Origin of the sequence: Simiduia aestuariiviva, from assembly GCF_014192475.1 — a bacterium.
In the GTDB taxonomy this organism is placed as follows: Bacteria; Pseudomonadota; Gammaproteobacteria; order Pseudomonadales; family Cellvibrionaceae; genus Simiduia; species Simiduia aestuariiviva.
Map to the genome: position 1 here is coordinate 1,157,930 of NZ_JACHXZ010000001.1, position 24,712 is coordinate 1,182,641.

Genomic DNA, 24,712 nt, shown 5'->3' on the forward strand with positions numbered 1-24,712 from the left:
TTCGTTGAGCTACGCCAGACGCTGGCGGCGTGTCTTTATCAAAATCGACCCGCAGGGCCGGGAAAAACCACGGGACTTTCCGTGCCATCTTTGGCAACGCTGGCGACGCCAAAGTAATAGTTGTCGATCACGATGTTGTTCAAGGTAAAGTGCTCGACCTTGCCGACGAAGCGGCTGTGGGTCCACTCCGCGTCGGTGGTGAGGCGCCAGTAAACTTTATAGCCGGCAAGTTGCTTGGCATCTTGTTGACTGGCAGGCTGCCAGCTCAAGTGTGTATCGGCACTTACTTGGCCACTGATTTCAACCCCAGCCGGCGGTGCCGGCGCCCAGGCCAACGCGGCCAGTGTGACCGCATTGAGGCTGGTCAACTTGGCGGCGAAGGGAAAATTAACTCCGGCCAAGGTGTCGCCGTAAACAATGCCATCTTCGGTCCGTAAATCTTGGTGCTGGCGGTTGTAGTTTTCCCAGGCTTCCATGATGCGCACGCCGGGAAAGCCCGCTTCATTAAAGGGGCGGTGGTGGCCACCTCGACCAAAGCGGTCGAGCCGATAGATCATCATTACGTTGAGGTTGGGTACATACTGCTCGCCCACTTTTTTAATGTAGCGCGCCAAATTGCGTGACGGTGAGTCCACTTCTCCGCCGGTGTAGCGGCGCAAACGGGCCTCTTCTTCGGATTCAACAAAGCGCGTTCCCTCCGAAAATACTCGCGCTGTGCGGTTGTCGATAACGCCATTGATGCCTTCAATGTTGCCGATCATGTCGTTGTTCAGGACCGCGTGAATGCGCCAGTTCTGTGCCTTCGCGTAGTTGGCCAAAATTTCGCCGCCATACAAACCTTGTTCTTCACCGGACAGCGCGGCGTAGACCACCGTGCCGTTGAATGTGTATTTTGATAGTACGCGTGCGGCTTCCAATACACCGGCAACACCCGAGCCGTTATCGTTGGCGCCGGGCGAGTCGTCCACCGCGTTCATGACATCGCTAACACGCGAGTCAATGTCACCCGCCATCATAACGACGCGCTTGGGGTCGGCCTTACCGCGCTGAACAGCAATAACGTTAACCACCTCAGTGGCAGTGGGAATGCGTTTGCCAGAGACCCTATCCGATACGGTGATAACCTCAAGACAATTGCCACAGGCGCGGCTGATTCGCTTAAATTCTGCTTCTATCCAGCGCCGGCTGGCGCCAATGCCTCGGGTTTCAGAGGTGGTCTCTGACAGGGTGTGGCGGGTGCCAAAGCTGACCAATTTGGTAATGTCGGCCTCAATGCGTGCGGCGCTGGCCGCACTACCGATGGTGTAGAGTTCCACCTTTTCCGCCGGCGGGGCCTGCCAATCCGCTCGGCAGATTTGGCTGAATAGCGCCGCGGCGAAAACGAGTGATGTGCGCATCATAGTGAGCTCCTCAATTACGTGAATTTGAGCGTGTGGTTACTCAGTCTTGCCAAATAACTGCCCAAAGAAATTGCCCTTGTTCCAGCTGGGTCGACGTCGATCGTTGGCTACTGTTAGCCCGATTTGATAGTTCACTTGCGCAAAGCGCGCCGCAGCTGTGTAGTTGATGGGCAAATCAAGGTCGTCGCCGGCCTGATGGTATTGGTGCTTTAAAAAATCGGCCCATGCAGCTGCGCCATCTTCCTCTTTGTTAAAGGAATCCTGGCCCGTGGCAAGAAAAATTGAGGGCACACCCTGCTTAACAAACATATAGTGGTCTGATCGAGTAAAGATACCTTGCGACGGCCATGGGTCGTCAATTAACGACAACTTCAACGGTTTTAGGGCGCGCTCTGTGGTTTGCTTTAAGCTCGAGTGCTGAGCGCCAAATGCCACAACGTTTTTAAAATCAAATGTCAGCAGTGGCATATCCAAGTTGATATTGGCAACGATGTTTTCAATGGGCGCGGTGGGGTTGTGGGCAAAGTAATCTGAGCCCAGCAGACCTTTTTCTTCGCCGGTTACCGCTAAAAATATGATTGAGCGCTTGGGTGCCTTGCGTTGTTGTACAAATAAACGCGCAGTCTCCAACATAATGGCAATGCCCGAGGCGTTGTCCATGGCGCCGTTAAAAATCGTGTCCATTTTCTCGCCGGTTTCGCCGGATTCATCAATGTCGCCGTGATCGTGATGGCCGTTTGCAACGCCGATGTGATCGAGGTGGCCGGAGAAAACCACATATTCAGCTGCCAGCTTTTTATCACTGCCCGGGAGATAACCCACAACATTGGGGCTGGTGATGTCACTTATGATACTTTTCTTTGCTAAATGTGCAGACAGTTTTAAATCGATGGCATTAATGGGTTCACCCTTGGCCATTTTTTCGAAAATACTGTCTAAATTCTCGCCGCTATTGGCAAACAGTTTTTTGCCGGCTTCGATACTGACACCGGCGCGATTTTGCAGGTTGGGGTAGGTTTTTGCCGGTGTGCCTGCCTTAGTGACCCAGCGCATGGTGGGGATATGTACATATTCACGGTTGCGCGCGAAGGGAAAGCGTTTTTCACTCTCTGGGCTGCTGAGGCTGATCATGCCCACCGCGCCGTGGCGGCTGGCTGCCGCACGTTTTTCACTGTTGAAGTGAGCGCCTTCTTCGGTGGGGAAGCTCGCGGGCTTACCGGACAGCACAACCACAATTTTTCCCTGTACATCTACGTTCGCGTAATCGTTGTGGCCCAGTGGCTCGGCCTCAATGCCGTAGCCTATAAATACCAGCGGCGCGGTAACCTTACTCTCCGCTTCGAGCACACTCGCGCCTATGGCGAAGTCATCTAAAAAAGTCAGGGCTTCTTTGCCCTTGGGGCCGATAATTTCGAATACCGGTGAGGTTTGATCGAGAGTCGCTTGTTTAAACGGCACACTTTGCAAATAGCTGCCGCCATCGCCCATGGGTTTAAGGCCTATTTGTTGCATTTCGCTGGCCACATAGCGGGCGGCAATTTCGTAACTGGCGCTACCGGTCTCGCGCCCCAGCAAGTAGTCGTCGGCGAGAAAGGTCAAGTGCGCTCGAATGCGCTCGGGGTCCGCCTTGGGCGTTTTAGCGCTGAGCGGATTGGCGATCAGCAAGCTGGTAAAAAGGGCGATGGCGAGAATAGATTTCATAGTCAAGCTCACGTGGTTGTTATGATGTCGTGCACGGACGAATGCGGTGATTAGCTAAAATGACGAATTAGCGGGGCAATCCCCCAGCGCCGAAGGCTGGGGAGGGGGAAACTGGTGATTATTGCGCGAGCTGGGTACCGCAGAACGGACAAAATTCAATTTCGATGGAGCTCAGGTTCAGCACTTCGTCTTCTTTGCTGGCCTCGCCATTGGCGACGTCTTCTTCAGTGGCGAGCCAAAGGCTAAACAACTCCCAGTGCTTTTGCGGTTTTCCGGCGATTTTTTTGACGCGATAAATTTTCAAATGGTGCGGGTGAATGTTGTTCGTGCACATATGGCCTTGGCCCAACTCGGATTGGCTCTCGCGCTCTAGATCTTGCTTGGTAAAACCGCTCATGGTGTTTGCTCTTTACAGTGTTAGCGTGAAAACAGCAGGTTTTTACCCTGATGCTCGCACACGAAATATTGATCGGCCAGAGGGGCGCAGTCTGCCAGCGTGAGCTGACGGGTATCCGCCGCCTTGTCTGAGATCGGCAGAGTCGCTTTGTCCTTTTTCAAATAGCGAAATAGGTTGGCAAAGCGCTGATTAAAATTGAGCCCCTTGGCGTGGTAATCGTAAAACAGATAGCTGAAGTTGCCAAAACTGGTGGTGATGCCGCCCAAGCCAATGCTGCGCATCTTATCTAAGTAGAGCGCGTAGGCGCGGTACAAGTAGTCTCTTACGTCGCGCTCATTGTCGATGGCACCCTTAAACGGTGGCAGTTCCAATGTGTTGTCTGCCGACAGGGCCTGCGGATGCAAATTGCGATTGTGTTTGTTGCGCTGCAGTGCGTAAACACGGTCACCGCAGCGAATTTGCTCACCTGTTAATAGGCAATTGCTGGCGCCGGTTGATGTCGAGCCGTGCGCCGGCGTTGGGTGGGGGCCTGCGGGTAGTGGCTCAGGACGGTTGATGGCGAGGGCCCGCTGGCGAACTTTGTTTGCCGGTTTTCGCAGGGCGATGCCCGCCCGCTCTGCCGGGCGCTTCAACAGTAGCCACTGGGTTTGCTCGTTATTGCGCTTGAATTGATAGAAGGCGGGTAGTTGTTGCCCCTCACCCTTGGCCTTTACTTCACAATAAAGTTGCTGGTAATAGCCGCGGGCCATGGCCAGGCAATCAGTAATGCTCGCCGCAGTGGTGTCGCTGGCGGCGCTCGCCAGCATTAAAAATGTGGCTAAGGCGTTAAATTTGGTACTTTTAATTGCCACCTTAACTGGCCTGCACGCTGGCTGTCGTATGGATACGTCGCTCCAGCCACCACACGGCAAGGGGCGCGCACAGGTAGACCGCCATGGCCGTCAGTAGGATAGCGCTCTTGTGTTGGGGTGGGGGTATTAGGTAGTTGCTGGCAACCAGCGCAACGAGCACCAGCGTCAGCCCCACGTACCATGGCTTAGCAAAGGGCGACGCACGCCAAAGCAGCAGACCCGCACTCGCAACGAGTGCCATCTCCAATAGCATGGGTAGCGTGTTAACGTCCCACAGTGCTAGGCCCACTTTCACGCCTGGCCAGATGGCGAGGTCGGGCCTATGTACGAGGAAATCCAGTGGCCAATGGGAGGCCACCACCGCAGCCAGTATGAACGCCGCCGCTTTGCTGTAGCGGAACAGCCACACTGCAACGGCCGCGAGACCCATAGCCCAAATGCCGGCAGCCAATAGGCTGTGCGTGTAGGGTTGATGAATTAAAACGAGTGGGTTGGAAAGTAAATTAAAGTCGAGGTTAAAGATTTCGAAACCTTGCCAGCACAAGATAACCCAACCGATATCCACCAGTTGGGCGGCGAGAAACAGTTGCCAAAGTGGCAGTTCAGGCTTTGCAGCCTTGGCAGCTAAGGCTGCGCTGTAGTGGCCAATGAGCATCGGACTTCCTTGTGATTCGCTAGAAAAATTGGACTATATCACAAGCTTCGTGATGTCAGCGGGGGGGCACATCGGCCTCGGGGTCGGGGGCGGCCACCTGATCTACTGGATGGATAGCGGCTGATTTACGGTCGCCTAACTCGGCCACCAACATGCCCGCCACAATGGCACCCGCGCCCAGCATGCCCAGCAATCCCAATCGCTCGTCCAACCAAACGGCGCCCGCAATGTGCGCAAAGATGGGTTCAAGGGCGAACACCAACGCCACCTGGTGAGCGGGCAGGGTCCGCTGGCAGCTGGTTTGCACCCAAAATCCAAAGGCGGTGGACAGCACGGCCATCCAGAAAAACGCAAATATGATGTCTGCGCTCATCAGTCCGCGCCAGTGCTCGGCCGACAAGCTGAATACCGTTTTGCTGAGGTCTGCATCAAATAGGTAGGAGGCCAGCAGGCTATAGACGGATACGGCCAGCATCTGCACCAAGCTTAGGGTTACGGCGGGCATGCGCCGCGCGTAGTGGCCGGTCAGGACGATGTGCAGGGCGAAGCCCAGGGCGCCAATTAAGACGAGGAAGTCGCCCTTATTGAGTGTTGAGGTGGTGCCGCCGGTGAGCAGAAACAGACCCAAGGTGGATAAGCCCACGGCCAACCAGACCGCGGGACCAATGCGCTGGCGAAACAGTAGCCATGCCAGCAGCGGTACTAGAGGCACTAGCAGGCCAGTAATAAAGCCCGCGTTGGACACGCTGGTGTGACGCAACCCCTCAGTTTGGGTAAAGAATGCAATAAATAGCACCAATCCAAGGCTTAGGCCCGCCCGCCATAGCTGCGCTCTGGTCAAGTCTTGGGCGTCTGCTGACTGGGTGCGGTTGCGAGTGGACAGCCACAGAGGGATCAAACTCAGCGCCGCCAGCGCAAAGCGCAGGGCGTTCAAGGATTGGGTGGTGAGCTTGCCGAGCGCATGTTCGGTGACCACAAAGCCAATGCCCCAAATGGCGCAGACTAAAACTAATAATAACGTCGCAAAAGGGCGAGACTGGATGTTCATGATGACTACCTGGAGCGATTCATAGTGCCGAGTGCGTGACTGTTAAGGCCAATTCGGTTGAATGACCATGTGAACTGGCGGCTCGACGCTGGGGCACTACACTTAACGAGGTTGGCGGTTGCCCGCGGCCGGCAGTATACGAGGACCCGCATGCTCAAGACAGAAAAAATTAACGTTCAGGATCTGGAAGTAGGCATGTTTGTTGCCGAACTGGATCGCCCTTGGCTGGAAACGCCCTTCCTCATACAAGGCTTCTTTGTTGATTCAGAGGAAGACATCCTGACATTGTCGCGTTTTTGCGAGCATGTGTACGTTGAGCGCAGCGTTAAAGCACACCCTGAAGGTCCTGCGCGCAAGCTCATGCTAGCCGCCGAGAGTCAGGCTGTAGAGGCGCTTTTCCCCGATACAAAGCTGTCAAACTATAAGGATTCAAACCGCTGGAATGTGGAGTTACCCAAAGCCAAGGCGGCATTAGATACCTTGGCGGATACGGTAAAGTCGCTGCTCGAATTCCGCGATCGCGTCGTACTGGATTTACCGCGCATTAAGAAGGCGGTGGAGCCCATGATCGACAGCATCACGCGCAACCCCGATGCCTGCTTATGGCTTGGCCGCATGCGCAAACTCGACAATTACACCTACCAACATTCACTGGGGTGCGCCATCTGGTGCGTGGCCTTGGGGCGGCAGTTGGGCCTGCCTAAAAGTGACCTGCGCAGCCTTGCCATCGGTGGTTTGTTGTTTGATGTCGGCAAGCTCAAGGTGGATCGAGAGTTGTTGTTGGCCGAGCGTCCGCTTTCGGAGTCCGAACGGGAAGTGGTACAAAAACACGTTCAAGAAAGTGTAAAAGTGCTGCGCAAAAGTGGGGTTATCAACAAAGATGTCTTAGAGATGGGGGCCTATCATCACGAGCGCATCGATGGCACGGGTTACCCCTTTAAATTGGCGGGCCACAATATCCCGATATTTGCACGGATTGCCGCCATTGCCGACAGTTACGACGCCATGATTAGTCAGCGCCCATACGCGGCGGCAAAAACACCCGCCGAGGCGATAAAAACCCTTTATGACGAAAAGGGTAAGGCATTTCAGGCTGAGTTGGTGGAAGAGTTTATTCAAGCGGTGGGGATCTATCCTGCTGGATCCCTTGTGGAACTATCCTCCGGTGAGGTGGCCATCGTGGTTGCGGAATATCGCACGCGCCGGTTGCGGCCTCAAGTGATCGTGGTGCTCGATGAAAACAAAGAGGCGCTCATTGAGCTAAAGGAAGTGGACCTCATGGAAGTCACTCACACCGCGAAAGGCAAGCCCCTCGAAATATTGGGTAGCTTAGAGGCCGGCGCCTACGGCATTGATTTGGCATCAATTGAGTTATGAGTGTGCCTTCCCATCGGCCCGCCATTGACCGTCAGGCATTTTTCGCGGCACTTGAATCATTTCAGGCTCAAGAGGCTTTGCAAACCGGAATTTTGCTCATTGATCTCTGCAACCTAGGGGAAATCAATCAACAGTCTGGCTATGTTGCCGGCGATGCAGCCATCGACACCTGCATGGAGCGGTTAAAAGCAATATGCAAAATGCCGGGCACCTTGTTTCGCACGGGCAGCCATCATTTCGCGTTCATTTTGCCGGGGCTTTCCAATCCGCCCCTCATGTCCTTAGCCATCAATAAAATAAAGCGGCAACTGGCTGAAACGGTGGTTGTTGGTAGGGAAAGTATTACGCCAGAAATCCACGTGGGCTTAGCGTTTGGTTCCAGTGATTCAACCAATGCCTATTCGTTGTTTAGGCGGGCTGAGTTGTCGCTCATGGAGTCGCGACGGGGCAAGCCCTACCGTTTTGACGCGCTGGACGATCAAAGTGACGCCGACGAGCAACATTTGCTGGCGAATGCCTTTCGGCAAGCCCTATTTTCCAATGAATTTGAGCTTTACTATCAGCCCAAGCTCAATCTAGCGACGGGCAGGGTCGATCAAGTCGAAGCGTTGTTGCGCTGGAATCTCGCGGGTAGAGGATTTATAGCACCGGATCAAACAGTTTTATTAGCCGAGCAATTGGGTGAGAGTTATAACCTCACCAAGTGGGTAGTGAATACCGCTGTTCGACAAATTAAAAACTGGCGGCCCGAGTGGGACTTGGGCGTTGCGGTAAACATCCAAGCGGGTTTGGTGGGTGAGCCCGATCTTAGGCATCTCGTTCATGACGCCTTGGCCATTTGGGGTTTGGAAAGCAAGCACCTGACATTGGAGATTACCGAGTCAGCCATCATCGAAGACATTCACTCGGGGCTAGAAAATTTGCAGCAATTAAAAGACGCCGGTATTGCGTTGTCCATCGACGATTTTGGTACCGGCTATTCATCGCTGTCGTATTTTAAAAACATCCCGGCCAGTGAGCTGAAAATAGACCGCTGTTTTGTTAAAGATATGCTCAATAATGAGCAGGATAGACACATCGTTAAAATTGTTGTGGATATCGCGCAACTCTTTGGTCTCACGGTTGTGGCCGAAGGTGTTGAGGATGCAGAAACGCTCAAGTGTTTGGCATCCTTGGGGTGTAATTACGCCCAGGGCTACCACATCGCAAGGCCGCTGCCCGTTGCAGAGTTTGAACAATGGATTGCAACGCAATAGCGACCCAAAAAATTCAAACGCTGGACAATGCCGCATTAGCTCGTTAGATTCTCGCTGTAATAACAATAATTGAAACAAGAGAATGCTATGGGTAGCCAAGATATCGTCATTATTGGTGGCGGCCATAATGGTCTGGTGTGTGCGTGTTATTTGGCGGAGGCCGGGCAGAAGGTCACTGTGCTGGAACGGCGCAGTATTACTGGCGGTGCGGCAGTAACAGAGGAGTTTCATCCAGGCTTTCGAAATTCCACCGCCAGCTATACCGTGAGTCTGCTCAATCCCAAAATCATTGAAGACCTCAACCTCAAAGCCCATGGCTTAGAAGTTCGACTGCGCCCTCAGTCAAATTTTTTCCCGTTGCCCGACGGCAACAGCTTGTCTTTTATGTCAAATTTTGAAGCGACGCGCGAAGAGGTTGCGCGCTTTTCCCAGCGCGACGCTGCGGTGCTGGGTGACTTTTACGAAATGCTCGAAACACAAGCCGACTTGTTGCGCTCCGAATTGCTGCGCACGCCGCCCAATGTTGGCGGTGGCTTGTCGGATTTGTTACACGTGGGAAAATTTGCGCTGGGCATGCGTGCGCTGTCTATGCCAGAACGACGCGACGCATTGGATATGTTCACCAAAAGCGCCAAGGATATTTTGGATGCGTGGTTTGAAAGTGATGTGGTGAAAGCGGCTTTCGCATTCGACAGTGTGGTGGGGGCCTATGGCGCGCCCAGTACGCCCGGTTCCGCTTATGTATTGCTGCATCATGTATTCGGCGAAGCGAATGGTGTGCCAGGGGCCTAGGGACATGCCGTGGGTGGCATGGGCGCCATTACACAGGCCATGCACAAAGAGGCCTTGGCGCGCGGCGTGCAAATCGAAACCGATGCAGAGGTTGCCGAAGTCGAAATCCAAGAGGGCTGCGCCACGGGTGTGCGGCTGCTGGATGGTCGAACAATAAAAGCCAATCAAGTAGTTTCGAATGTGGGGCCAAAGCTGTTGTTTGAAAAGTTGGTGGCGCCCCGCCATTTATCGCAGGAATTTACCCGGCGCGTGCGGGGCTTTAAAGTGGGCTCCGGAACCTTTCGCATGAATGTTGCTTTGTCGGAATTACCAGATTTCATTGCCCGTCCGGGCACCAACTGCCAATTGCACCATCAATCGGGAATTATCATCGGCCCGTCTATGGCGTATTTGGAGCAAGCCTATTTGGATGCGCGGGGGCAGGGCTGGTCAAATCAGCCGATTGTTGAAATGCTCATTCCATCCACCGTGGATGATTCCTTGGCACCCAGTGGGCAACACGTGGCGAGTTTATTTTGTCAGCAGTTTGCGCCCTCATTGCCAAACGGTGAATCGTGGGATGCACATCGCGAGCAGGTTGCTGATCTAATTGTTGAAACGGTCAATCAGTATGCCCCCAATTTTAAGCAATCGATAATCGCTCGCCAAATTCATTCGCCATTGGATCTTGAGCGCAAATTTGGGTTGATGGGTGGCGACATATTCCATGGCGCCTTAACGCTCGATCAACTTTGGTGCAATCGGCCGTTTATGGGCTACGCGGACTACAAAACGCCCATTAAACAATTGTTTATCTGTGGCTCGGGTACGCACCCAGGTGGCGGTGTCACGGGGTTACCGGGCTACAACGCCGCGCGCGAAATTCTCAAGGCGATTTAATTTTCTTCGCCTTTTTACACCCGCGCTCGCTATTTGTCGGCGCCAGCGCCAGAGCCCCATGCGATAGATGTTCAACGAGAAAATTTATACTCAGGTGATATTGTTGCGTGTGCAGTTACTTGGCCCCGTGAGCGGCCCTTTTGATGCTGTGAGACGGTTTTATCACGGACAATAGGTTGGGCGCACTGCTTCATTTTTTTGATTGCTTGAATTCCAGCGCCAGCAAGCCTAGTCTTGACCCGCTAATCCCGCATACTAACCAATGGAACGGTACAATGAAAAATATAACTGTAATTGGAATTTGGGTATTGGGCTTGTCAGTAATGCTGTCGACCGGCTGCTCTAACGACAAAAAAACCGAGGTTCAGAAAACCGCTGAAAAGCAAACGGCTGAACCTGCCTCCCGCAATCAAGAAGAAAGTCAAGGCATTGTGCTGTTGCGCGGTCTGCCTACGCTGGGCACACAACACAGTATCGCCATTGTAGAGCTCGATCCCGAATCACAGAAATTTGGCGATATCTTGCATGAATTCGTTTACGAAGACTTTGAGCATCCGCTGCACCATTTGTATTACAGCCCGAACGGCAGGCTCTACGCGACGGGTCTCGACCCCGCCTGCAGCCTGGCGGAAATTGGACTGCACCGCGATGCAAGTGGCAGCCCTGCGATCAAGGGCATGCAGTGTTTAGACACCCAAGGGCAACAGGTGGGTGAGGACATAATGTGGCACACCGTTAACGGCAAGCAGTATATGTTTGTGACGTTTATGGGGGGCACCGGCGTATCACAGGCGGATGGTGGTTCCATTGGCGTGTTTGAGCCGCAAACCAATGCGGTGGTCAAGGTCATTGAGGCGCGCAGAAGCGAAATTCCAGAGGGTGCACCCTATATTATGTACCCGCACGGTATTTCAGCCTACGGCGACCGCATGGTGGTGAGCTCCACCATTCACCCGGATCTAGCCACCGGTGTGGGTAACGCGTTAACTATCATCGATTTAAATAATTTTACGCCGATACAAAATATCACCATAGAAGATGCTAAGCCCGTTGGGTTTCCATCCTCTCCCGTAGAAGTTTTATTTGTCCGGCCAGAAATTTCTAAGCTCGCGAAGCCCAGCGTTTTAGTGAACACCATGTTTGGATTTGAGACTTGGCAAGTCCCTTACAATGAAGCAGATAAAAGCTTTGGTAATCCGGTGAAGGTCTACGACGGCGTGTCATCGGGGACCGGGGTGCCCCTAGAGTTTTACGGTACCGAAACGGAGCTGTTTATTAGCCACGCGTTGCCCGGCGTCGTTAAACGCTACAAGCTCGACAGCTTGCCTGAATTGGTCTCCTCAGGCCCTGATATTCAAGCTGAAGCTGGTGCCCACCATATGATTTTCTATCCCACTCAGTCTGGTCGGAAGGTAATCGCGGTGCAAAATAATCTATTGAATCTGGGTAATGCCGCTGATGGCGACCCCACCGATGTGGATTTTATTGCCAAAGTTAATGATCACTCGATAACGGTCAGTGATTTAATGACCGGTGAGCGACTGGCCGCCGTTAACTTCAAGCAGCGCTATAAAAAGGGCGTAGAGAATGTTGAAGCCCTGTTTGGGTCCGGGTTTGTTCATCATCATTAGTGATTAGTATGTTTCGCACACTGGTGACGACGACTTCGGTCGCCGGTATTTGTATTGGGCTCTTCGGGTGTAAACAAGAGCCCCTCACTGCCACACCGCTGAAGGATTTCGAAGCGCCCTTTGTCTTCGGCCATTTTCAAGTGCCAGCGGATAACGCGTTGACCGTTGAGCGTGTGGCGTTAGGGCGGTTGCTTTTTTACGATCCAATACTGTCCAAGAATAACCAAGTATCTTGTGCAAGCTGTCACCAACAAGCGCGGGCTTTTGCGGACGGCAAGCACACCAGTGTCGGTGTCTCTGGTAAACCATTGGCATTTAACAGCATGAGTTTGGTCAATTTACTCTGGGGGCCGCAGCATTTTTTCTGGGATGGCCGTGCGAAGTCACTAGAGGCGCAGGCACTAGTACCGATTCAGCATCCAGATGAAATGGGGCAGGATCTAGATATTCTGGTTAAAGAGCTGTCCACACATGCCGAGTACCCATCGCTGTTTGCTGCAGCCTATGGCGATATTTCGCCACAACACATCGCGGCGGCCTTGGCTTCCTTTCAGCGCACCCTGATTTCTGCAAACTCCCGGTACGATCAATATTTGCGTGGCGAAATTACGCTTACCGACCAGGAAGAACTGGGCCGAAAACTGTTCATGGCGCACCCAGATGCTAAGGCAAGTCAGCGGGGTGGCAACTGTATCGATTGTCACAGTCAATTTGTAACGGCGGGTTTCTCGACGCGACTGGATGGCTTTAGCAACAATGGATTGGATGTAGAGGCTGATCTAAAGCCGGGTTTGGCGGCAGTGACGGGAAAGCCGGAACACCGGGGGCTATTTAAGGTTCCAAGCTTACGGAATATCGCAGTCACCGCGCCCTATATGCACGATGGTCGCTTTGCGACATTGGCGCAAGTATTGGCGCACTACAATAGTGGGATCGAGCCCAGTACAACCTTGAGCCCATTAATTGTTGAAGCGAATAACCAAGTCAGCGACACCGCGGGCGCTATTAGTTTGAATCTTTCTGAGTCTGAACAGCAGGCGATAATTGCATTCTTGCATACCTTGACGGACACCGATTTTCTCACCAACCCAGCATTTTCTGATCCATTTAACCGCGCCCAAGACGCCACAGCGCAAGTTTCAAAGGACGCACGATGAATAACTTTTTGACATCAAAGCGCGTGCGCAGGGTGTTGTGGGGTGCGCTTGTCGCAATGTTAATGATGGCGCTGGGTGCTTGGAGCTTTTGGCCAAACACCGTGGTTATTACATTGCATCCATTTGTTGGCACGCAACCGTTAACGCTAAATGAAAAGGTCTACCAAAACCCTGTGGGTGTAGGTGAATTTAGCGTGCGAGACTTTCAGTTCTTTATGAGCAATATCCGCTTTGTATCAAATGACGCAACGCAGACTGTGATGGATAGTTACCATCTGGTGCGTTTTGATGATGCCGCACCCATGGCATTGGTGTTTGATGCGAGCTCTCTCTTGGGCGTGCATACGCTGGAATTTGGCATCGGCGTTGATTCGGCGGCAAACAGTTCGTTGAAATCCCGGGGAGATTTAGATCCCAACGGCCGCATGGCGTGGAGCTGGGAGGTGGGTTATAAATTTGTGCTGCTTGAGGGCGGCTTTGAACATCAGGGGCAGGCCCACCCTTTGGTGTATCACGTGGGTTTTAGTGAAAACTATAAGACCATTCGCGTGCCATTGAATAGACCTTGGTATCAAATGTTCAGCGCCAAGGTCGACCTGCTAGTGGATGTTAAAGCATTGTTCGACGCAGTGCACGGCGTCAATATGGCGGACGTAAATACGATAAAATTTGATAGGCAGGACGCGCGCCGCATGGCAGATAACTATGCGCACCTTGTCATCCCTTGTGACAATCGATGTGTTCAAGGTTTAAAATAATGTCACTGATTCACAACGCGCGTCACTCGAAAAGATCGACGGCCATGGCCCCTAGAGATGTGTGCCCCCTAGACGTATAAGGTCAATGGACGTGTAAGGTCAATAGACGTGTAAGGTCAATGGGCGTGTGTGGCTACTGTAAAGCTAACGACTTCATGTCACCCAGCCTGCCGGGCAAATCTTCTCATTTATTACATTCTTGGTGTGGACCTCTATGACTGTAGAAATTTCCGTTTGGTCTGACATCGCCTGCCCTTGGTGTTTTGTGGGTAAGCAACGCCTAGATCGCGCGCTCACGCTATTTTCTGAAACGAGTGACGTGCCCGTGGCCATTCGCTGGCGTTCATTTGAGCTCAATCCAAGACCTCAGGCTGTGGACGACCGGCCTTACGCCGAGCGCTTGGCGCAAAAGTATGGCCGAAGTGTGACTGAAGCCGAGCAGATGATCGCCACCATGGCCAACACAATTGCAGCCGAGGGCGGCACGGCTGATTTTGGCTCCATAGTGGTGGCAAATACTTTCGATGCGCACCGCTTACTGCACTGGGCAGCCACAATCGAATCTCAGGATGCACAGGTCAATGCACAATACCGTCTGAACGATGCGTTAATGCGGGCTTACCTCGGCAGCGGACTGAATGTCAGCGACCACGAGGCGCTGCTCAATCTTGTGGGGCAATTGGGTTTAGACGTTGGGGCCGCCCGTAGCGCCTTAAGTCAAAATCGCTTTGCCCAAGCCGTGCGCGACGATGAACAGCTGGCCCAACATTACGGCATTTCAGGCGTGCCATTTTTTGTCATCGGTAAATACGGTATGTCAGGCGCACAGGAGGCCGATCAGTTGCTAGCGGTCCTGAATAGGGTGGTAGGGGAAGACAACCTGCTGGAAAACAGCGCGGATAACGGCCCCCATTGTGACGACTCGGGTTGCGAGCCGTAATTTCTACCTTAATGACTTTTGATGTTGAAATGATCAAGTTACTCTCTGGTGTAAGCCCCACCTTGGTATCTGTTTGCTGATCGAGCATTAAGATAGCCAGTCTGTAAGACTAAATAGCGCACAAGCCTGAGCCCTGCGGGTATGTTGCAATGCTCTGTGTCGCCGGCGGGCGCTTTGTGGATGAGGCTGATCCAAGGGCTTGCGCAGCGCGGTAAGCCACAACCGGTTTTCGATAACATATTCTTTCTAGCCAACTGGCACATTAAATGAACCTCACCGCCTGCTGCCTCGTCTTAAAGGTAAACAACGACATGATGGGTCAATGAAACAAGCAGAAATCGATTTGTTGGTCATTGCCGCGCAGCAGGGCAGTAAAGCGGCTTTTGGGGCAATTTATGCGCACTTTCAAGTGCCATTGCAGCGCTTCGCCTATCGATTGTGTGGTGACCGAGCGCTTGCACAGGACGCCGTACAGGATGCGTGGCTGCGCACGGCAAAGCACTTGCGTCGCCTCGATGATGTTCGGGCGTTCCGTAGCTGGCTCTACCGCAGTGTGCGCTGGCAATGTTGGGACCTTTTGAAACAACGCAAGCGAGAGGTTGCCATGGCGGCACAAGATTCGCCAGAAGCTGCGGGGGAGGATATGGCTGGCGCAATAGAGGCAAGCGCTGGCATTGCCGCTGCCCTGGCCAAGCTGCCCGAGGTAGAGCGGCAAATCGTACAGCTTTTTTATATGGACGAACTGAGTGTGGCAGAAATTGGCTCTGTGCTTTCAGTACCTGCCGGCACTGTGAAGTCTAGATTACACAGAGCGAGAGCAATGCTTAAACAAAAATTTGAACAGTGAGGCGTACACAATGAAAATTGATGAGCGAATTAAAGCAGAGTTAACCGGTGAGTCCGAACGCATAGATGCGATTCTCAACCAGCGCGAGGGTATGGTGGATATGGTGATGGGCGCCTTTAGTGCAGGCTTAGGGCGCTGGGTGGTATTGCTAAATATCATTATTCTCATTGTTACCGGCGTTATGTTTTGGACCGGCTATGAATTTTTTACTGCCACTGCACTTGAAGAGCGCGTCTATTGGGGCGTGTGTGTGGTGTTGGCGGGAATGGTTCAAATTGCCGGCAAGCAGTGGGTGATGCAAGAAATGAGTCGCGGGTCCTTGCTGCGAGAAATAAAGCGGGTTGAGGTTGCGGTGGAGCGATTGGCGGGCAAGTTGGAGCAGTAAGGCTATTTTTTATTGCGCTCAATCTCGGTCGATTAAATTGGCGAGGGGGATGCGGATAGGTGGGTTGGCGCCCACCTATCCTGTCGCTCTCGATTGAGTCCTATTTACCTGTGTGTCTAGGCACAAAATTGGATTTCACATCCTTGTAATAGTCCATCGCTTCTGCAATCTGCTTGTCTGATAGTTGGGTTTTTTCGTTGTCGATGGTTAGTACCTTGTACGAATTCCATGTTGGAATTCGCTGATCATTGGGTTTGGCGACGCCCATTCGGACGCCCACAAAAGGCACTTGGTTGGATTTAATGTAATAGACCTGGTTGGGCATTAGCGTCATTTCCAGATTGGTCCAGGGCGCATTTTTAGGGTCTAGCAAAAATAAGTGCTCGCCAGGTTCGCATTCGATTTGAATCAGGTTGCCCGGATTTAATGTGCCTATATAGGTTTCTCCATCCCAAATTTCGTGGGGTACACCGTCGCCCATAAATACACTCGGGCGCACAAAATTTACGAGCGCCTTATCTTTGGATGGCTCTGCCTGAAATTTCGAGGGTTTCATCACGGCATTACTAGAGCACCCGAGAGTGAGGAGTAAAAGCAGGCCTACTGCGATGCGATTTAGCATTGGAATTCCTTGTTTTAAATAATGTAACTAGGTGGATGTCGAGGTGGGTGTCGTTGTGGATGTCGTTGTGGATGTCGTTGTGGATGTCGTTGTGGATATAGCGCCTAGACGTGATCCTTTTGGCAGGTCGAGGAGGGTAATATTTTTCAGTTGCTCGGGGTAGGGGCGTTCAAAAAATTAAACCAGTGGGGCCTGTTGGTCTCTCAATGTTGAATTGGACTAGCTGGGACTTGATGTGAATGATTGCTTTTTTACGCTTATGGATTAAGCGCGCAACACCGTATTTTTGGTACGTTGGTGCAGTAATAAATTGTCTTTTTGTGCAACTAAATAATCCGTTGCGCGTTACCAAAACGTTTACGCCGACGCGATATTGGATCAAAATTTTGTGTTATCGGTGCCCTGTAAATTTCTTTTTAATTATCATTTGTGGCATTTTCTATAGAAAATCGAGCAATTCGCTATATGCAATTTGTGACTGCCAAGTCTGACTGGGTATTCAACTTCCTGAGTGTTGCGTTATATATTGGTAATCGCGCTATAAAACAGCAATTTATATGTAAAAAAGTGTTAAAGGTGTTCTATTGTCTGGGGCTTCTTTTCCCGTCGCGCAAAGTTTCATATATTTGAGGGGCAAAAAGAGCTGCATAGCTCCGGTGCTAACGCATGATCGGGCTTAAGGAAAATAGAATAAATACCAGCACTAGCTGTCGCGCCACTGACATTGAGCTGTTGTCTGTATCGAGCGTAATTGATCGCCACGATTGACCTCCGTTCCGGCTAACTTTTATTCCCTCCTCTTTTATCACCAAGGACTGGTCTGGCGTCCTCTTTTTTGCGTTGGTTGTTAGATAACAATAAATAGACACACTTAAGTAGGATTGAGCCCTGTATGAAATATCCAGTCAGAAAAATAGCGTCTGCTGTAACTGCAAGCATCTTGGGTATCGCCCTGTCATCGCAGGCCGGTGCAGATAACGCCGTTCAGCAACTGGCTGTACAAGCCGGTTCCAGTGCAGTAGCACAAGACGGTTCTCATTTACCCAAGCGTTACATCGTTAAATACAAGCAAACTGCTGCTAACACAGCCATGGCCGGTGCCGGCTACAGTGTTTTCAGCGAGCGCGACATGGCCAAAGCCCGCCAGAAATTGGCAGAGCGCGGTGGCAAGGTACGCGTTAACCTCAAGCACAACCACGCGATTGCAGCGGAACTGAGCGAAGCGGCCGTTGCTGAATTGCGCATGGACCCAGCCGTTGAGTACGTTGAAGAAGACGTTCCACGCAAGCTGATGAGCCTGTACAACGACGACATCGGCAATCCAACGCAAACCCAGCTGACCCCCTATGCCATCTACCAATCACAAGCGAACCAGCTGACTCTTCAGTCTGGCCAGAAAGTGTGTGTGATTGACTCGGGTATTGCCGGTTCTACCGGTGAAACGGGCGGTCTGAACAACGATTTCAACTGGAGCACCATCACCGGTGACAACGACTCTGGCACCGGCAACTGGTTTGCCGATGGCGGCCCACACGGTACCCACGTAGCCGGTACTGTTGGTGCAGCGGACAACGGATTTGGTGTTATCGGCATGGCGCCCGGTGTTCCCATGCACATTATCAAGGTGTTCAATGATGCGGGTTGGGGTTACTCCTCTGATCTCGCGCAAGCGGCCAACTTGTGTGCTGCAGCCGGTGCTAACATCATCACCATGAGCTTGGGTGGCGGTGCAGCAAACACCACCGAAGAGAACGCGTTTAAAAACTTCACCCAAAACGGTGGCCTGGTATTGGCCGCCGCGGGTAACGATGGCAACAACGTGCGCTCATACCCAGCCGGTTATGATTCAGTGATGATGGTTGGCGCCAACGATGCCGACAACAACATCGCTGATTTCTCCCAGTTCCCAGCATGTAACACAACCAAAACTAACTGTGTTGAAGTGACTGCGGGCGGTGTTAACACCTTGTCTACCTACCCATCAGGTGGCGCAACTCTGCCTTCTTTGACGGCGAGTGGCGTGGGTTATCAATCTTCTGCCTTTGAAAACGTGGGCGCGGCATCCGGCTCTTTGTTCTTCATGGGCACTGCCGAGGCCACTAACTCAGGTGCCAGCGGCAAGGTATGTTTGATTGACCGTGGTGCCATTTCTTTCCACGACAAGGTTAAAAACTGCCAGAACAGCGGCGGTATCGGTGCCATTATCGTCAACAATGTTGCGGGCGTATTGTCTGGAACTTTGGGTGATGCAGCGTCTAACACCACCAGCATTCCTACTGTGGGTGCAGCGTTGGAAGATCGCTCTGCGTTGATGGGTGCTTCAACCGCGTCTATCTCTATCGAAGCCGGCGACTACGGTTACATGAGCGGTACTTCCATGGCGACACCTGGTGTAGCCGGTGTAGCTGCGTTGGTTTGGTCTAACCACTCCACTTGTACTGGTACTCAGATCCGTAACGCGTTGAAAGCCACTGCCGCCGATGCCGGCGCTGCGGGCCACGACGTTTACTTCGGTAACGGTATCGTTAAAGCCAAGGCTGCCAGCGATTACCTGACCCAATTTGGCTGTGACGGTGACACGGGTACGCCTCCACCTACCGGTGGCGATGTGCTTGAAAATGGCGTTGCGAAGACTGGCTTGGCGGCCAGCGCTGGTAGCGATCTGAAGTTCACCATGGAAGTCCCTGCGGGAGCCACTAACCTGAGCTTCGACATGTCAGGCGGTACCGGTGATGCGGACCTCTATGTGCGCTTTGGTGCAGAGCCTACGTCAAGTGTTTACGACTGTCGTCCGTATGCCACAGGTAACAATGAGTCTTGCCCAATCACCACTGCGCAGGCCGGTACTTACCATGTCATGGTTAAGGCTTACTCGACCTTCTCAGGTGTGAACTTGACCGGTTCCTTCACCGAACCAAGCACCGGTGGCGGTGGCGCGGGTAGCGCTTCTGCGACTGATCTGTCTGGCGCGCGTCGCTCTTGGTCTCACTACACCGTTGAAATTCCAGCGGGCATGAGCATCATGAATGTCAACATGTCTGGTGGTACTGGTGATGCCGATATGTACGTTCGCTACGGTGCGCAGCCAACCTCTAGCAAGTACGATTGCCGTCCTTACCAGAGTGGTAACACTGAAGCCTGTACGCACAGCAGCCCCGCTGCCGGTACTTGGTACATCAGCATCTACGGCTACAGAGCTTACTCCGGTGTTGATCTCCTCATTGATTGGCAGTAAGTCTGGTTTGATTAACATTGTGATGTAGTTAATCAACCAAAAAATAAAAAGCCGGTGGCGAAAGTCACCGGCTTTTTTTATGGGCGAGCGACTGGCAAGCGGCACCCTAACGGGCGTTAATTCCAATGAGTGTCACTATTTTTTCCTATGCATTAGGCCATCTGTAGGCTGCACTTAAGTGTGAGAGTCCAATAAAAGTTAAGTAAAATTAAGTAAATAAAATGTTGACTGAGATGCCAGCATTCCTATACTCGGACTGACCTAGCCAGAACAAGGGAAGGGGTATTAGGGAGATGTAAGTCCGGCTTTAGGCAAAATATAATTCTAATTAAGGCCTAGCTATGAATATCTCTACGTCTAACGGGCGCACGCGCCTGCATCAGGTTTTTTCTTCATTCCGCCACCTTATTTTTGCCACCTTGCTGTGCAGTCCGGTTGTTCAGGGTGCAGTAGTCGTGACGGAAATCATGCAAAACCCCAACGCCGTGAGCGACGCCAGTGGCGAGTGGTTTGAAGTGTTTAATACCGGCAGTGCCGACGTTAATCTAAACGGTTGGACCCTGCGCGACAACGGCTCAGACTCCCATGTGGTCAATCGCGACGTGGTTATTGCCGCGGGCACCTACGCGATTCTGGGGCGCAATGGCGATGCCACCACCAACGGCGGCATTGGTGTGGACTACCAGTACTCAGGTATCACGCTGGCCAACTCCGCCGATGAAATTATTTTGGTTCAGCCGGACGGCACTGTGGAAGACTCCGTGTATTACGGATTGTCGGGTTGGCCCAATCCAACGGGTGCGTCCATGGAGTTGATGTCGGCGTCGCTCGACAACAATGTCGCCGGCAACTGGTCTACCGCCACGAATGTGATGGCCAGCGGCGATAAGGGCACACCGGGCTCCGGCCCAGATGGCGGCCCTGTGGGCAATCGCGCACCCTCGGTGAATGCCGGCTTCGACAAAACCCTGACGTTAACGGGCCCCAGCGTAAGTGCGACCTTGGCGGGTTCGGCCTCAGATCCAGATGGTGATCCGCTCACAGTGCAGTGGGTCTTGGCCGCGGGCAATGCAGCCAGCGTCACCCTGCACACTCCGTCGCAAGCGAACACCGATGTCACCTTTACCGCGCTCGGCCAATTCACCTTTGAACTATCCGCCGATGACGGCCAGCTGGTGACCACAGACACAGTGACGGTGAACGTGGTTGAGTACACGCCACCACCGCCGGCGGGCAGTTACAACGTCTATTTTGGCAACACCCATGCGCACTCAGAATATTCCGATGGCAATAAAGCCAATGATCCGGCGTTTATGGATGCCGCTTCAGGCTTCCGCTATGCGCGCGATACCGGTGGTTTGGATTGGTTGATTTTGTCGGAGCACAATCACAGCATGGCCGGCATGCAGTTGGCCAACTTTCATGCGGGCAAAGCAGAAGCCGCGTCGGTGGATGCCGAGTCTGCCAGTTTTACGCCGTTTTTAGGCACCGAGTGGGGCACCATTACCACCAACGGCAATCCCGATGGTCACGTGATTACCGTCACCGACGGTTTGCTCGGGTGGGAGCCAGGCAATTACGACGTGTTTATCGCACGCAGTGATTACGATGCATTGTTCAACTATGTGGCCAGCGTCGGCAGTTTTGTGGAGTTGGCGCACCCCGGCAGCGGCGACTACAGCAACCTGTTTAACATTCCCTACAACGCCGTGTGGGATCAGGCCATTAGCCTAAGTGCGGTCAAGTCTGGCCCTGCGTTTGCCCAAGAGACCGACTACTCAAACCCCAGTGCGTCGAGTTACCAGTCGCGCTATTTTGATTTGCTGTTAAAGGGTTACCACGTGGGGCCCACTGCGGATCAAGATACGCACTATCACAATTGGGGCTTGGCCAACGAGCAGCGCACAGCGGTATTGGCTACTGAAAACTCCCGTGCTGCCATTCTGGAAGCGCTGAAGGCCGGTCGCACCTATGCTGTAGAGGATCGCAATATTCTGGTGGACTTCAGCGCCAATTACACGGGCCAGACTTTTGCGTTAGCTGATACGGTGCAAATGGACGTGGGCACCACGGTGGGTTTTACCGTAACCGTGAGCGACCCCGATGCCGGTGACAGCATTAGCCAAATTGAATTGCTCAGTGGCGCTATTGATGGATCATCTGTGAGTACGGTAACCAGCGTGGCGTCAGATACCTTAACCTGGTCTGTGACACCCACTGCACCCACGCAAGTCTTTTACTTGGCGCGTATCACCCAAGCCGACGGACAGAAGGCGTGGACCGCACCCATTTGGCTAAACCCCACGGGCGCGCCCACGGGTAACACGCCACCCGTTGCCAATTTCAGTCACACCACCAGCACACTGACGGCGAGCTTCGTCGATAGCAGTAGCGACAGTGACGGCAGTGTCGTGAGCTGGACGTGGGACTTTGGCGATGGCAACGTCTCCAGCGCCCAGCATCCGAGCCACACCTACGCGGCGGCCGGAAGTTATTCGGTGACGCTCACAGTAACTGACGATGCCGGGGCCACTGCCTCTAGCACCGGTAATGTTTCAGTGGCCGTGCAGCAACCCCCGAACGCCAGTTTTACCACCGCAGTGAATGCGTTGACCGTCAGCTTCACTGACGCAAGCACCGACGCCGATGGCAGTGTGGTGGCCTGGTTGTGGGATTTTGGTGATGGCGCGACTGATACCCAGCAGCACCCAACCCACAGCTATGGATCGGTAGCAAGCTACACGGTTGCGCTGACAGTGACCGATACCGACGGCCTGACCGACACCACTACCGCGAGCGTTTCCACTGCGGCGGCAGCCGGGTGCACGAACGCTGCCGGCACTTGGGACGGCGTCAGTTTTACCTGTGAGGAGGTAGACGCCGTGTTGGATATGACCAACAACGCCACCTTTAATCAATTATCCTCAGGGGCTGGGCTGCGCAATAGCGACACGAACCGCATCATCAATAATCGACCCATCGCAAGCATGGATCACTTAAGTGGTTTATCGAAAATCAGTGGTTCTGATTTAACAAAGCTGCGCGACTATGTGCCGACTTGGCTGAGTAGGTAGCAGCAAACCAAATAAAAAAGCCTCCATCTGGAGGCTTTTTTATTGCGTAATCGGCATTCAATTTTAGCAAGGCCGCAGCAGCAATTGGCTTAAAGAATTAAGCGTTGATGAATGCTTAATTAGGTACCATTTTTCTGCGTAGTTGAACTCAACTAGCTCGCGGTGCGCTGTACGTGAAAGGCCAGAGATTTACGTTTCGCCTGTTGCACCACATTGACCTTGAGTAAATGCCAATTGGCGCTTGTCAATTGTTCCGTATAGGCGTCAATGAATTGTTCTTCGTCACCCGTTAGCGCAATAGTGATTTGGCATTCTTCATTTGCGCATAATATTTTGCGTTCCAGTATGTGTAGGTTGGCAACTTGTTCGCTCGCTGCGTCAATGGCTTTCACTACGGGATTGACAGATATTCCGCTGGCTAAGTCGGTGTTACCACTATCCGATTCAGTGACGATTATTTTTTCTACCTCAACCGTCTGTTCACCCTGTTCTGGGTGCTGAGAGACAATTTTCTTGATGATCACTTCGGTATTTTTGTTAGGTGTGCCTTCATCCAGTTCAAAATCTTGATCACTGTGGCGTGTACGCTCTTGCACTACTAGTTTGTCGAGTGGGCTTTGCTCTGCCTCTTGTTCGAGTATCACGGTTTTGGTGGCTGCTGGTTTCGTTATGTCATGCATCAATACAGCGGCGGTATAACCAAGGCCAAAACTGATGGCAATTGTCAAAGTGGCTTTTAGCATGTGGGCTTCCTTTAGGTGCTTGTCTGGCAGTATAACCAGACTGGCGTGCCAGCGCATCTGTTGCGCTGCGGGGTGAAATGGACGCGGATGCTTGAGTGGCAAGTTGGTGTGACCGATTCAAAAGCGCTCTATTAAAATACAAACATATTCCTAACGTTAATGAACCTGAATCGCTGGAGGGGCATAGTGCGAAAATGAAAGAAATTTGAACGGCGGAGGAACGGATAAAATGAGTGGCGCGCCACTTGCAAAGTGTGGCGTGGTGGCGGGGCTTTAATGTGAAATTATTTCGAGTGGGGTGAGTGGGTACTTTGTGCATGGTTTGGGCGCACGGTTTGGGCGCATTATGCGGGTGCCATTATTGCAATGACACCCGCGTCTGGTTTTGCCAAGCTTATAGCGTTAGCTCGCTACTACTTGCACCAAATGTCGACGGTGCGCGCAGTGTCACCTGTAGGCATGCCACCCCAAGACGTTGAAGACGCCATGCCGCTGTCGTAGGCCTCATACTTTTCAAAGCCGCGCTCTTTACATTTAGCGTCTGCGAAGTCTGGGTAATCCAACTTTTCTACGCGGTTATTGTTCATCCAGGCGCCGGCTTCCACGTACTTTGCAGAAATATCCGGTGGACGCTTATTGCCATTGGCATCGGTGGGAATCACGCCAGCGGATGGACCGGCACAGCCGCTGACCACCAAAGCAAAAAAACCGGCTGTAATAAGGGTGTACTTCATGTGTTAGCTCCTTGTTAATTACATCGCAAAACGCTTGCGGGGCAAGGTATGAAAATCGCCTGCTGTTGAACGGGGCATTCACAGCCCAACTGCTGAAGGTGATAGTAGACACAGGGAGTGTAGTTAATTCCCTCAATTCGGCCAGTGATAGCATGGAGTAATGAAATGGCTCATTATTTGCAGTGTATTGAAATTTGGCGGGGCTATATAGCTGGCTAGGCGGGTAGTCT

At 52.6% G+C, this 24,712-nt stretch carries 21 protein-coding genes; 12 read left to right on the forward strand and 9 right to left on the reverse strand.

Annotated features, from left to right (window positions below; translation table 11 throughout):
* Positions 1-38 precede the first annotated feature (38 nt).
* The 6 genes from FHS30_RS05160 to FHS30_RS05185 all read right to left on the reverse strand — a co-directional run bounded on the left by FHS30_RS05160 (position 39) and on the right by FHS30_RS05185 (position 6,052).
* On the reverse strand, positions 39-1,400 hold the full coding sequence (locus tag FHS30_RS05160) for a M28 family peptidase (RefSeq protein ID WP_246341131.1): 1,362 nt from the start codon (positions 1,398-1,400) through the stop codon (positions 39-41).
* A 36-nt stretch (positions 1,401-1,436) separates the two neighbouring features.
* The gene (locus FHS30_RS05165; protein WP_183908965.1) at positions 1,437-3,101 is read right to left on the reverse strand and encodes a M28 family metallopeptidase; all 1,665 of its coding nucleotides are present in this window, start codon (positions 3,099-3,101) and stop codon (positions 1,437-1,439) included.
* A gap of 118 nt (positions 3,102-3,219) precedes the next feature.
* Positions 3,220-3,498, reverse strand: a complete 279-nt coding sequence (locus tag FHS30_RS05170) for a hypothetical protein (protein ID WP_183908967.1) — start codon at positions 3,496-3,498, stop codon at positions 3,220-3,222.
* Positions 3,499-3,518: 20 nt separating this feature from the next.
* Positions 3,519-4,349 carry a hypothetical protein gene (locus tag FHS30_RS05175; RefSeq protein WP_183908969.1) on the reverse strand — a complete coding sequence of 277 codons (831 nt, stop codon included), beginning with the start codon at positions 4,347-4,349 and terminating at the stop codon, positions 3,519-3,521.
* 1 nt (position 4,350) lies between these two features.
* Positions 4,351-5,004 (reverse strand): hypothetical protein, encoded by a 654-nt coding sequence (locus FHS30_RS05180; protein WP_183908971.1) that lies wholly within the window; start codon positions 5,002-5,004, stop codon positions 4,351-4,353.
* Positions 5,005-5,059: 55 nt separating this feature from the next.
* Positions 5,060-6,052, reverse strand: a complete 993-nt coding sequence (locus tag FHS30_RS05185; RefSeq protein ID WP_183908973.1) for a DMT family transporter — start codon at positions 6,050-6,052, stop codon at positions 5,060-5,062.
* A 150-nt stretch (positions 6,053-6,202) separates the two neighbouring features.
* Between FHS30_RS05185 and FHS30_RS05190 the strand changes: the two genes are divergently transcribed.
* The 10 genes from FHS30_RS05190 to FHS30_RS05230 all read left to right on the forward strand — a co-directional run bounded on the left by FHS30_RS05190 (position 6,203) and on the right by FHS30_RS05230 (position 16,074).
* On the forward strand, positions 6,203-7,429 hold the full coding sequence (locus FHS30_RS05190; RefSeq protein ID WP_183908975.1) for an HD-GYP domain-containing protein: 1,227 nt from the start codon (positions 6,203-6,205) through the stop codon (positions 7,427-7,429).
* Entirely contained in the window at positions 7,426-8,685 is a 1,260-nt protein-coding gene (locus FHS30_RS05195; RefSeq protein ID WP_183908977.1) for a putative bifunctional diguanylate cyclase/phosphodiesterase, read from the forward strand. Before FHS30_RS05190 ends, FHS30_RS05195 begins: the two co-directional genes overlap by 4 nt.
* 87 nt (positions 8,686-8,772) lie before the next feature.
* Entirely contained in the window at positions 8,773-9,477 is a 705-nt protein-coding gene (locus tag FHS30_RS17090; protein WP_246341132.1) for a phytoene desaturase family protein, read from the forward strand.
* Positions 9,478-9,495: 18 nt separating this feature from the next.
* Positions 9,496-10,356: a phytoene desaturase family protein gene (locus tag FHS30_RS17095; RefSeq protein ID WP_246341195.1), complete on the forward strand. Its 861-nt coding sequence runs from the start codon at positions 9,496-9,498 to the stop codon at positions 10,354-10,356.
* Positions 10,357-10,631: 275 nt separating this feature from the next.
* Positions 10,632-11,987, forward strand: coding sequence for a hypothetical protein (locus tag FHS30_RS05205; RefSeq protein ID WP_183908979.1), 1,356 nt, complete (start codon positions 10,632-10,634; stop codon positions 11,985-11,987).
* Positions 11,988-11,995: 8 nt separating this feature from the next.
* Positions 11,996-13,144 (forward strand): cytochrome-c peroxidase, encoded by a 1,149-nt coding sequence (locus tag FHS30_RS05210; RefSeq protein WP_183908981.1) that lies wholly within the window; start codon positions 11,996-11,998, stop codon positions 13,142-13,144.
* Positions 13,141-13,902, forward strand: a complete 762-nt coding sequence (locus tag FHS30_RS05215) for an MbnP family protein (RefSeq protein WP_183908983.1) — start codon at positions 13,141-13,143, stop codon at positions 13,900-13,902. Before FHS30_RS05210 ends, FHS30_RS05215 begins: the two co-directional genes overlap by 4 nt.
* Before the next feature lie 214 nt (positions 13,903-14,116).
* On the forward strand, positions 14,117-14,842 hold the full coding sequence (locus FHS30_RS05220; RefSeq protein WP_183908985.1) for a DsbA family oxidoreductase: 726 nt from the start codon (positions 14,117-14,119) through the stop codon (positions 14,840-14,842).
* A 322-nt stretch (positions 14,843-15,164) separates the two neighbouring features.
* Positions 15,165-15,689, forward strand: a complete 525-nt coding sequence (locus tag FHS30_RS05225) for an RNA polymerase sigma factor (protein WP_183908987.1) — start codon at positions 15,165-15,167, stop codon at positions 15,687-15,689.
* 10 nt (positions 15,690-15,699) lie between these two features.
* The gene (locus FHS30_RS05230) at positions 15,700-16,074 is read left to right on the forward strand and encodes a DUF6768 family protein (protein WP_183908990.1); all 375 of its coding nucleotides are present in this window, start codon (positions 15,700-15,702) and stop codon (positions 16,072-16,074) included.
* Positions 16,075-16,174: 100 nt separating this feature from the next.
* Here the strand turns inward: FHS30_RS05230 and FHS30_RS05235 are convergent, their stop codons facing one another.
* Positions 16,175-16,696 carry a hypothetical protein gene (locus tag FHS30_RS05235; protein WP_183908992.1) on the reverse strand — a complete coding sequence of 174 codons (522 nt, stop codon included), beginning with the start codon at positions 16,694-16,696 and terminating at the stop codon, positions 16,175-16,177.
* A gap of 892 nt (positions 16,697-17,588) precedes the next feature.
* Between FHS30_RS05235 and FHS30_RS05240 the strand changes: the two genes are divergently transcribed.
* On the forward strand, positions 17,589-19,931 hold the full coding sequence (locus tag FHS30_RS05240; RefSeq protein ID WP_183908994.1) for a S8 family serine peptidase: 2,343 nt from the start codon (positions 17,589-17,591) through the stop codon (positions 19,929-19,931).
* 341 nt (positions 19,932-20,272) lie between these two features.
* Entirely contained in the window at positions 20,273-23,005 is a 2,733-nt protein-coding gene (locus FHS30_RS17280; protein ID WP_183908996.1) for a PKD domain-containing protein, read from the forward strand.
* A 152-nt stretch (positions 23,006-23,157) separates the two neighbouring features.
* Here FHS30_RS17280 and FHS30_RS05250 read toward each other — a convergent pair whose 3' ends face one another.
* The gene (locus tag FHS30_RS05250; protein ID WP_183908998.1) at positions 23,158-23,748 is read right to left on the reverse strand and encodes a hypothetical protein; all 591 of its coding nucleotides are present in this window, start codon (positions 23,746-23,748) and stop codon (positions 23,158-23,160) included.
* A gap of 413 nt (positions 23,749-24,161) precedes the next feature.
* Complete coding sequence (locus FHS30_RS05255; protein ID WP_183909000.1) at positions 24,162-24,482, reverse strand: hypothetical protein; 321 nt, start codon at positions 24,480-24,482, stop codon at positions 24,162-24,164.
* Positions 24,483-24,712 lie beyond the last annotated feature (230 nt).